Annotated in this window: 9 protein-coding genes; 3 read left to right on the forward strand and 6 right to left on the reverse strand. The window is 70.5% G+C overall.

What is annotated here, in order from left to right:
* Positions 1-73 precede the first annotated feature (73 nt).
* On the forward strand, positions 74-1,054 hold the full coding sequence (locus AB0F68_RS13535) for an ATP-binding cassette domain-containing protein (RefSeq protein WP_357336444.1): 981 nt from the start codon (positions 74-76) through the stop codon (positions 1,052-1,054).
* On the forward strand, positions 1,051-1,878 hold the full coding sequence (locus AB0F68_RS13540) for an ABC transporter permease (RefSeq protein ID WP_357336453.1): 828 nt from the start codon (positions 1,051-1,053) through the stop codon (positions 1,876-1,878). The genes AB0F68_RS13535 and AB0F68_RS13540 overlap by 4 nt, the downstream gene beginning before the upstream one ends.
* Before the next feature lie 2 nt (positions 1,879-1,880).
* Here AB0F68_RS13540 and AB0F68_RS13545 read toward each other — a convergent pair whose 3' ends face one another.
* From AB0F68_RS13545 to AB0F68_RS13565, 5 genes are all read right to left on the reverse strand, one after another.
* Complete coding sequence (locus AB0F68_RS13545) at positions 1,881-5,060, reverse strand: BTAD domain-containing putative transcriptional regulator (protein WP_357336456.1); 3,180 nt, start codon at positions 5,058-5,060, stop codon at positions 1,881-1,883.
* A 108-nt stretch (positions 5,061-5,168) separates the two neighbouring features.
* A complete protein-coding gene (locus AB0F68_RS13550) occupies positions 5,169-6,356 on the reverse strand; it encodes a low temperature requirement protein A (RefSeq protein ID WP_357336458.1) in 1,188 nt (395 codons plus the stop codon).
* A gap of 330 nt (positions 6,357-6,686) precedes the next feature.
* Complete coding sequence (locus AB0F68_RS13555) at positions 6,687-7,265, reverse strand: dihydrofolate reductase family protein (RefSeq protein ID WP_357336461.1); 579 nt, start codon at positions 7,263-7,265, stop codon at positions 6,687-6,689.
* Positions 7,262-8,296, reverse strand: a complete 1,035-nt coding sequence (locus AB0F68_RS13560) for a DUF6596 domain-containing protein (RefSeq protein ID WP_357336463.1) — start codon at positions 8,294-8,296, stop codon at positions 7,262-7,264. Before AB0F68_RS13560 ends, AB0F68_RS13555 begins: the two co-directional genes overlap by 4 nt.
* 20 nt (positions 8,297-8,316) lie before the next feature.
* Positions 8,317-8,730 carry a DUF6069 family protein gene (locus AB0F68_RS13565; RefSeq protein ID WP_357336466.1) on the reverse strand — a complete coding sequence of 138 codons (414 nt, stop codon included), beginning with the start codon at positions 8,728-8,730 and terminating at the stop codon, positions 8,317-8,319.
* A 496-nt stretch (positions 8,731-9,226) separates the two neighbouring features.
* Here AB0F68_RS13565 and AB0F68_RS13570 point away from each other — a divergent pair, with 496 nt between their 5' ends.
* Entirely contained in the window at positions 9,227-9,544 is a 318-nt protein-coding gene (locus tag AB0F68_RS13570) for a hypothetical protein (RefSeq protein WP_357336468.1), read from the forward strand.
* Positions 9,545-9,639: 95 nt separating this feature from the next.
* On the opposite strand, the gene AB0F68_RS13575 is transcribed toward AB0F68_RS13570, so the two are convergent.
* Positions 9,640-10,116: a carboxymuconolactone decarboxylase family protein gene (locus AB0F68_RS13575; RefSeq protein ID WP_357336470.1), complete on the reverse strand. Its 477-nt coding sequence runs from the start codon at positions 10,114-10,116 to the stop codon at positions 9,640-9,642.
* Positions 10,117-10,382: the final 266 nt, after the last annotated feature.

Raw genomic sequence — 10,382 nt, forward strand, 5'->3', positions numbered from 1 at the left:
TCGGTGGGCGGGTCGGTGCGGGTGTCGGTGCCGTGTCGGGGCCGTGTCAGGCGGCCGGCGCACGCTGTGAGGCATGACAGATGACCTGGTGATCGAGGCCGAGGGCCTCGTCAAGACCTTCGGGAAGACGAGGGCGCTGCAGGGCGTGGACCTCGCGGTGCCCCGGGGGACGGTGCTCGGGGTGCTCGGCCCCAACGGCGCCGGCAAGACCACCGCCGTACGCATCCTCTCCACGCTCCTGACCCCGGACGGCGGCACCGCCCGGATCAGCGGCTTCGACGTCGTCCGCGATGCCGAGCGGGTCCGGCAGAGCATCGGACTCACCGGCCAGTACGCCTCGGTCGACGAGGACCTGACCGGGCGGCAGAACCTGGAGCTGTTCGGCACCCTGCTGGAGCTGGGGCGCACCGGCTCGCGGCGGCGGGCCGCCGAACTGCTCGACTGGTTCGACCTGACCGCCGCCGCCGACCGGCAGGCCAAGACCTACTCCGGCGGCATGCGGCGACGGCTGGATCTGGCCGCCAGCCTTGTCGGCTCGCCCGACGTGATCTTCCTAGACGAGCCGACGACCGGGCTCGACCCGGCCAAACGTGAGGACATGTGGGAGGTGGTGCGGTCGCTGGTCACCAACGGCTCGACCGTGCTGCTCACCACGCAGTACCTCGAGGAGGCCGACGCGCTCGCGGACGCGATCACGGTGATCGACCACGGGCGGGTCATCGCGTACGACACACCCGAAGGGCTCAAGCGGGTGGTCGGCGGCCAGACCCTCGAGGTCCGGCCGTCCGATCCCGCGCAGCTGTCCCGGATCGCGGCGATCCTGACCGAGGTCGGCTCCGGTGCGCAGGCCGACGAGATCCGCAAGGGCGTACTCGCGGTGCCGGTCGCCGACGACGCGGCCCTGACCGAGAGCGTCGCGCGGTTCGCCGCCGCCGGCATCGCGGTCACCGAACTTTCCCTGCACCTGCCGAGCCTCGACGAGGTGTTCTTCACCCTCACCGGGCGTACGGCATCCGACGACGAGACCACCCACCGCATGGAGGTCGCGGCATGAGCACCCTGGCCGATGCACCACCCAAGACGAACTCCCCGCTGTCGGCGATCGCGGCGAAACCACGACCCTTCCGGCTCGCCCGGCACTCGTTGGCGCTCGCCAAGCGCAGCCTCATCAAGACCTGGCGTACGCCCGAGGCACTCATCGACGTCACCCTGCAGCCGGTGCTGTTCCTCATCATCTTCGTCTACATCTTCGGCGGCGCGGTCGCCGGATCCACGCACGACTACCTGCAGTTCCTGTTGCCCGGAATTCTGGCGCAGACCATCGCCACGGGCGCCATCGCGATCGGCGTCAACCTCAACACCGACATTGCCAAGGGCATCTTCGACCGGTTCCGGTCGCTGCCGGTCCCCCGCTCCGCGCCGCTGGTCGGCGCGGTGCTGGGCGACGTCGTACGGTACGTGGTCGTCACGATCTCGACCCTCGCGATCGGCTACGTGCTCGGTTTCCGGATCGACACCGACCCGCTCCGGGCGCTCGCCGGCTGCCTGCTCGCGGTGCTGTTCGCCCTCTGCCTGAGTTGGCTGCCGGTCCTCGTGGCGATGAAGGTGCGTACCGCGGGCGCCGTGCAGGGCCTGATGTTCGCGTTGATCATGCCGATGAGCTTCGCGTCCAACGTGTTCGTCAGCGCCGACACGCTGCCGGGCTGGATGCAGGCCTTCGTGGACGTCAACCCGATGACCCACCTGGTGGCAGCGGTGCGCGGGCTGTTCCTCGGCACCCCGGTTGGCTCGCACGTGTGGTGGACGCTCGCCTGGTGTGCCGGCTTCGTGGCGGTGTTCATGCCGCTGGCGTTGCGCGCGTACCGCAGGAAGATCTGAATTCAGCCGAGCAGGTCGTCCATCAGCTCGCGGATCCGGGCTGTGGTCGCGGCGACGGGCCGCTCACGCCACGCGGCCAGCAACGGCTCACGCTGCTCCTCGTCACCGAGGGCGGCGTCGAGCCGTTCGCCGTCTCCGGGTGGGAAGAAGGTCATGTCGTGGGCGCCGATCCGGATCCCGAGCGCGGACAGTTCGCGGGCGGCTCCGACGTCACCCCGGTACGCCGCGAGTTCGGCACCGCCCACCGCCAACGCCCCGATCACCGGCAGGTCCCTCGAGGACAGCGCCTCGTCCCGGGCGAGCCTCAGCAACGCGGCCGCGTGGGCGTCGGCATCGTCTCCCGACGCATGCCGCACCTCGGCCACCCGCAGGTGGAGGACCGCCACCGCGACCCGGAGGATGACGCGCGGCTGCGGCGGCGGCCCGGCCCACCCGGCCAGGGTCCGGGTCACCCCGTCGGCGTGAGCGAGTACGTCGTCGTATCGCTCGCGCTGCCAGGCCAGGTGGGCCAGCCCGAGGCGCGCCTGCGCGATTTCCACTTCCTCGGCCTGGTCCGCGGTCGCCGTCTCGCCCAGCCGCCGCTCCGCTTCCGGGTCGCCGGCCAGGGCACGTTGCACGTCCAACCGCACACGGATCGAGCGGGCGTCCTGCGTCGCGCCGATCAGATCCATGTGGTGGACGCTGCGCGCCAGCCAGTCGGCCGAGCGAGTGTCCCCGCCCGGGATGAAGAACTGACCGACGGCGCCCGCCGCCATCGCCATGCCCCAGTGGTCGCCGGCGACCTCGAACTGGCGATACGCCTGCTCGGCGTCGACGATCGACGCCTCGGGCATGCCGCCGTTCTCCCGTATGGCGGCGCGGGCGAACAGGCCGAGTCCCTGCACGTACGGGTCCGGATGCGCGATCATCTCGGCGGCGCCCTTCATGCTCCCGTCCAGGTCCGAGGCGTCGAACGCGGGCACCGCCGACGCGAGCACGGTCTGCCGGGGCGACACCTCGGCGGGCCGCTCGGCGAGGAGCGTCCGTAGCGCCCGTCGGGCGAGCACGGCGAGCCGGGCCTCGCCGCTGATGCCGGCGTTGACGCCGATCAACAGGCAGGTCCAGGCGAGCCGGTCGGCGTCGGGCAGTGGCCGGCGGGCGGCCCGGCCGCGCAGGATCGCCGATGCTCGCCGTCGGTCCGGGTCCTCGACGTGCAGCAGACTTCGCGCCCAACCGGTGACCTCGAGGTGCAGGCCGCGCACCGACCAGAGGTGGAACAACGCGGTGGCGAGGTCGACCGTGGCCGGCTCGTCGTCCAGCCCGAACGCCCAGCGCAGGCCAGCGAGCAGGTTGTCCTGCTCGGCGGCACAGCGGGCGAACGCCTCGATCTGGCCGGGCCCGATGAACCGGTCGGCGAGGGCGACTGCCTGCTCCCGGGCCCAACCGACCAGGCCTGCCATGGCCGGATCTCGGTCGCCGGCCGCGCCCAGGCGGGCTTCGCCGTACTCGCGGACGGTCTCGAGCATCCGGTAGCGGGGCCGGCCGTCTCCCTCGACCAGGGTCAGCAGGGACTGTTCGACGAGCGTCGCCAGACCGCGTCGTACGTCCGGCGTCTGCGCGACCGCGGCGGCGAGGTCCGCGGTGAACGGCGCGGGGATGACCGCGACCCGCTGGAGCAACTCGCGGTCCTCGGGCGCGAGCAGTTCCCGGCTCCAGTCGACCATCGCCCACAGGCTCGCGTGCCGATCCGGCAGGCCCCGCAGCGCATCGTCGAGGAGCGCGAACCGGTCGGTCAGCCCGGCCAGTACGTCGTCGATCGGCATGTGCCGCAGTCGAGCGGCGGCCAGTTCGAGCGCCAGCGGGAGGTTGTCGAGCCGGTGACACAGCGCGAGCGCTCGTGCGGTGTCCCAGGTCGGCACCGCGCCGCCGGCCCGCGCCCGGGATTCGAGCAGCCCGAGCGCGTCGGCGTCCGGCAACGCGGTCAGCCGGTGGACCCGCTCACCGGCCAGGCCCAACGGGGCCCGGCTCGTCGCGAGCACCGTGACCTCCGGCGAGGTCACCGCGACCAGGTCCGCGACGACGGTGGCCACCGTGTCGAGGACGTGCTCGCAGTTGTCCAGCACAACGAGCCCGTCGAGGTCCGGCGCTACGGCGCGTAACCGTTCCTCGGGGCTGAGGACCCGCCGTTCGAGGCCCAGGTTGCCTCCGGTCGTCGAGGTGTCCCCTCCGCCGAGCGCCGCGAGCACCGTGGGCAGCACCTCGTCGGGTGAGCGCAGACCGGCGAGTTCGATCACGCGGACCGTCTGCCCGGCCGTCGCCGCGCGGCGCGCCACCTCGGCGGCCAGCCGGGTCTTGCCGGCGCCGCCGGTGGCCACGATCGTCACCAGAGCCGCCTCGGTGAGCGCCTCGCCCACGGTCTCGACGTCCCGCTCCCGACCGACGAGGGCGGTCACCGGTCGGCGCCATGCGGCGGGCAGGGCGATCCGCGTCGGCTGCCGTGGCGGCGTCGCGACAGCCGGGGTGGTGAGTTCGCCGCGCAGCAGCGCCAGGTGGACCTGTGTGATCACGGACGACGGGTCGGTGCCGTACCGGTCGGCCAGTTCGGCACGAAGCCCGTCGATCACCTCCAGCGCCTCGGCGTCGCGGCCCTGGGCGGCGAGCACGCGAACGAGCAGGGCGGCCGACGGCTCGTCCGGGGGCGTACGTGCGACGAGCCGGCGCAGGTCAGCCTCGTCGAAGGGCCCCGCACCGGTGAGTGCTGCCTCTGCCCGGAGCGCGGTGACGTCCGCGAACAGGCGCGTCTCCTCGGCGGTGACGAGCTCGGGGACCTCGGGGAACAGGGCCCGGGCCTGGTCGGCCGAGCTGCGGGCGGCAGGGACGTCACCGGTCCGGAGCGCGGCACGTCCCCGCTCGGCGAGCGCCCGCGCTTCGACAGCGTCAACGGTGATCTCCTCGGCGGGCAGGCGATATCCCCCCGGACCCGCGATCACCGGCAGCCCGAGCCGGCGTACCCGGGACACGAGCGCTTGGACGGCGCCGATCGCGTCGTCGGGCGGCGTGCCGCCCCACACGGCGTCCACCAGCAGCGTGGTGGAGACCGCCCGCCCACGCGCGTCGACGAGCACGCGGATCACCGTCGCGAGCCGGTCGCCCCGAACCGGCCGGCCGTTGACGGCGAGCGGGCCGAGGATCGTGATGTGCACCGACCCAGCATCCTCCACCGCTACACCGGGCCGCCGATCACCCGCTCGGTCATCGGGAGCCGGGCGGCAGGAAGCCCGCGTAGGGCGGCGGGGTCGCGAGCGGTCGGATCACCAGCGGGTACGGATGTGCCAGCGGGTCCGGTACACCGGTTGCCCCCAGTGTGGGATGAAGGCGATCGCCATCATTCCCACGGTCATGACGGTCGCGACCGCGAGCGGTGGCAGCCCTCGCATCATCGGCGCCGCCAGCGACAGGACGGCCACGCCGATGGGCAGCCGCCACAGCATCGCCCGGAACACCACCAGCGCATACACGCTGCGGCCGGCGAGGAACACCAGCGGACCGGCGGTCACGATGGCCAGCTCGGTGGGGTTGATCTCGCCGACGGGGTCCCTGGCGACCAGGTCACCACCGGCGGCGACCAACACCACACCGGCGACCATGACCAGATGCGCGTACGCCGCGACCAGCGCGATCCGGCCGGGATTGTTGGCCTTGTCGATCCCGGCAGCCAGATAGTCGGCGACGTAGACGGTATAGATCCGCCACATGGTCACGGTCAGGACGAAGAGCAGGATCACCCCCGCCGTCCGCAGGGACACGAACGGGGGGTCACCATATTGCCTTACCCCGACCAGGATGATCTCGCCCAGGGTCACGATGAACATCTGCCGGTAGCGTTCCGCGAGGTGCTCGCCGCCCACCCGGAGTTCCTCGGCGTTCGAACGGCCGAGCCGGGGCAGCGGATAACCGAGGAGGCCGACCGCGAAGTCCGTCGTGATCGCCACCGCCCAGAACATCAGCCGGATCGGGCTGGGCAGGAACGCACCGACCAGCCAGAGCACGCCGGTCAGGCAGAACCAGATCAGCACCCGCGTCGACCGCCTCTGCAGGACGTGACCGCGCAGGGCGGTGGTGAGGATGAGCCCGCGACAGAGGTGCAGGCCCACGTACGCCCCGGCGAAGGCGATCCCGTTGACCCCCTCGAATGCGCTGCCGATGGCCAGCGACATCAGCAGTCCGCCGAACAGCACGGCGAGGACGATCACCTGGACTATCGGCAGTCTGGGGTCGTACCAGTCGGTGGTGTACGCGGTGACCGTCCAGACCCACCAGATCGCGGCGAGCAGGACCAGGGTTTCCAGCGCGTGATTCCAGCCGAGGTTGCCGGTCAGGCGGTCGGTCAGCCGCATGAGTGCGACGATGAGGCCCAGGTCGAAGAGGAGCTCCAGGTAGGAGATCTGGCGGGGAGTCTCCTGGCCACGCAGAACCCACCCCGACCGCGCCCGCGCCACCGCCCCCGCTTCTCCGGACAATCCTGTCCAAGATTCGTACCACGTCCGGAGCAGCAGGTGGGGCGTTGCCGCACAATCCGGGCCGCGACCCGTGCGGTGGACGCAGAAGCCCAATCCGGAACATGATCGATGTTCCGGGCCGAGCCCGCGGACAGGGCCGGACCTACCGCGAGCTCGACGGTGATCGTGCTGCCCTCGCCGAGGCCGGTCCCTCAACGGCCCGAGTGTCGGACTCACCACATCCTCGAACAACTCGACCCGTGGCTCGCCCGAGCCCGGCGTGTCAGTCCACCGGGCGGCCGCGTGACGGATACGGGTGCACGGTGGGATTCACACGTGCAGGGCGGGCCGGTAGATGAGCTCCTGGGTGCGACCGTCGAGTGTCCGGCTCTCCATCAGCTCCAGGTCGAAGTCGGCCGCCCCCGAGAAAACGGGTTCCGTCCCGGTCTGACCGCTGATCACCGGGAAGAGCGTCACCTGGACGCGGTCGACCAGACCGGCGGCCATCAGCGCCCGGTTCAACGACAGGCTGCCGTGCGAGCGCAAGGGCACCTCGGACTCCTCCTTGAGCCGGGCGACGACGTCGACGGCGTCACCGCCCACGAGGGTCGCGTCCGGCCAGTCAAGGGGTCCTTGCAGCGTGCTCGACACCACCGTCGCCGGGAGGCTCCTCATCCGCGTGACCCAGGCGTCACGGACCTCGGACTCCTCGGTGCTCGCGGCCAGCATCCGCGCGAACACCCGGTACGTGCCGGCCCCGAAGACCATGCGCTGCTCCTCGCTGTACAAGGCGAGGCGGTGCTCGAGCAACTCGGGGCCCTGCTTACCCCAGTAGCCGCCCCAGTTGCCGCTGTTGGTGCCGAAGCCATCTAGGCTGGAAAAGACGTCGAAGGTGTAGGTAGCGGTCATGATGCTCCCCTTGCGGGTGTGAGTTCCGTACGACGGGTCTGCAGGTAGGAACGCTCGGTCTCGTTGGTGGCCAGCGCCATGGCCTGGTCGTATGCGGCTCGGGCCTCGGCGTCGCGTCCGAGCCGGGCCAGCAGTTCGGCCCGGGTGGCGGGCAGCCGGTGGTAGCCCGGGAGATCGACGTCCTCCAACGCGGCGAGGGCCACCGCCGGTCCGTGCACCTCGGCGACGGCGACCGCACGGTTGAGCGCGACGATCGCGGTCGGCGCGAGCGCGAGGAGCTGGTCGTAAAGTGCCAGGACCTGCGGCCAGTCGGTGGCGGCGCCGTCGGTGTGCACCGCGCTGATCGCGGCCTGGATCTGGTACGGACCTGGCCGGTTACGCCGCAGGCAACGGCGGACCAGGTCATGGCCCTCCGCGATGAGTGTCCGGTTCCACAATGACCGCTCCTGGTCGGTCAGTAGGACCAGTTCGCCGGTCGGGTCGAGCCGGGCCGGGCGGCGCGCCTCGGTCAGCAGCAGCAGGGCGAGCAGGCCGAGGACCTCCGGCTCGTCGGGCATCAACGCGGCGAGCTCGCGGGCGAGCCGGATCGCCTCGGTGCACAGGTCCGTTCTGATCAGCGGTCCGGCGGTGGACGTGTAGCCCTCGTTGAACATCAGGTAGAGCACGGTGAGCACGGGTGGCAGCCGGTCCGGCAGCTCATGTTCGGCGGGAACCCGGTAAGGGATGCCGGCGTCGCGGATCTTCTTCTTGGCGCGCACGATCCGTTGGGCGACGGTCGCCTCCTGAATCAGGTAGGCCCGTGCGATCTCCGGTACTTCGAGGCCGCCGAGCAGGCGGAGCGTGAGGGCCGTACGCGCGTCAGGAGCGAGGGCCGGGTGGCAGCAGGTGAAGATGAGTCGCAGCTGGTCGTCTTTCACCGGTCCCACCTCCTGGGGCTCGTCCTGTTGGTGCAGCAGGGCCTGGGCGTGCCGGGCCTCGCGGGTCGACTCCCGGCGGAGCCGGTCGACGGCCCGGTTGCGTGCGGTGGTCACGACGGTGGGATGGTGACAGGTCAGGCGGCCAAGCGGCGCGCGACAGCGGGGATCACGATCGCGGCCGCGACCAGGTGGGTGAGCATCAGCAGCACCTTGGTGGCCACCCCGGCGTCGGCGATCACGTCCGGCACCAGCGACAGGACCGTCAGCACCACCGTCGTGCGGACGAACGTCCGCCGCGGACGCCGGGCGAAACGGGACAGTAGCGCGGCGATGACCACGCCGATCAGCGAAAACGAAGCGGTCAGCACGCCGAACCCGGCCACCGGAATCGGGGCGCCGCCCATATCGAGGCTGACCCCTGCCGCGTGGCCGGCGGCGGCGACGGCCATGGTGGCGGCGCTCGCGGCTACCGCGGCGATGACACCGGTCCGGATCATCGCACCGAAGGTCGAGGTGGTGGCGTGGGTCGTGTTCACGGTGGTGGTCATCGTGCCCTCCAGTGGGTGTATGGACCGGCTCGGTACCGGGCTCTCACCAGGACGACGAAAAGGACCAACCCCAATCGACAAGCAAGCCGAATTTTTCGAAGACACTCGCCTCCGGTGTACGCCGAGGCAGTCCCCGCGCACAGCGGACGAGACCGACGATAAGCCGGTGACCCTCTCGGCATCGATCAGCCGCGCGGAGCGCTCGAATCAGCATGCGGGCGCAGCCCGGTAGGAGTCTCATCGACACCGCCGGCAACCGGCCGCTGCGGCTGCTACGGCGCGCGCTCACGCCCCGCGGAACGCTGGTCCTGGTCGGGGGCGAAAACGGCGGCGGTCCCGCTGTTCGGCGGCTTCGACCGAGCGATGCTGCGCGCACCAATGCTGTCGATGGTCCCGCCGGCGGCTGCGCAACCTGATCGCCGAGGTACGCGCCGCCCACACATCGAGTCCGGCGCCGTCACACGGTCCCGGTCCGCGCCGACCTTGCCCGGCAGACATGGCCCATGTTTCCGAGATGTTCCCGGCGCGGTGCGCCTCGGACACGACGAAGGTGCGTCGCTGGATTCTTCCGGCTCAACGGCCTGTTGCGTTGGTACTCAAGATCGTGTCCGAGGGGCGACGACGACAGCATATCCATGGTCGTCATTCGAAAAGAGCTGGCGCTAACACCCTAGACGCCGACATCGCGACGAATGTGGGACGCTCCCGCTTCAACCGCCTCAAGCAGTGCCGCAGCGTCGCCACCCGCTACGACAATACCGCCACGTGGTACGAGGCCACCATCACGATCGCCGCGCTACTGCAGTGGTTGTAACCCTTTGAAGACACCGCTAGGGCGACTCTTCCTCACCGGTCCGCGGTTGCCTCCCGGCCGGCTCGCACGACCCCCTTTCTCCCGGCACCATCCGATCATGGCGCCGTCGTGGGCATGGCACCCTCGGCGAGCTTGAGTCGCGTCCAGATGTTCATGTTGATCACAATGGCCACGATCTCCAGGATCTCGTCCTCCGTGAAGTGCGTGGCCATCCTGTCGTGTGCCTCCTGGACCCGGTTGTTGACGGTGGTGTCGGCGGCTCGGGTCAACGCCTCGGCGTAGGCCAGCGCGGCTCGCTCCTCCTCGGTAAACAGGTGCGTCTCCCACCACGCGGTGAGGGTCTCGACCTTGGACGGCGGGATGTCGGCGGTGCGGGCAGCGGCGTGGTGCACCAGAAGGCAGTAGCTGCAATTGTTGATCTGTGCAACGCGTAACCGCAGAAGCTGGGCCAGGGCCTGTTCCACCTGGAGTGTGGCGGTATGGCCGAAAGCTGCGGCCCCGGCGTTTGCCAGAGCCATGAGTTGTTCGTTTGACGTGGCGTCCAGCCGGACGTTCTGGATCCTGGTATCCAAGAGATGACCTCCTGTAGGTCACAACGACAACACCAGTGGTGGGGACGTCCACGGCGGTGGAGGGCCGTATCGGGATTCCCAGCAGCCTAGATAGGCGGGCGTAGGTCGTGTACCGCGTCTTTCAGGCACGCAAGCGTGACGATCGCGACGGTGTCGAAGCCGGCTCCGGTGTAAGCTTGATCTTTAACCCTCGTGTTGTTTACGTGCTGCGATGGTCAGGTCACGCTTGATGGTTTTGCCGACGTCGTGGTGGGGTGCGGCCCGGC

It is taken from the genome of Micromonospora sp. NPDC023966 (genome assembly GCF_040639095.1).
Lineage (GTDB): Bacteria > Actinomycetota > Actinomycetes > Mycobacteriales > Micromonosporaceae > Micromonospora.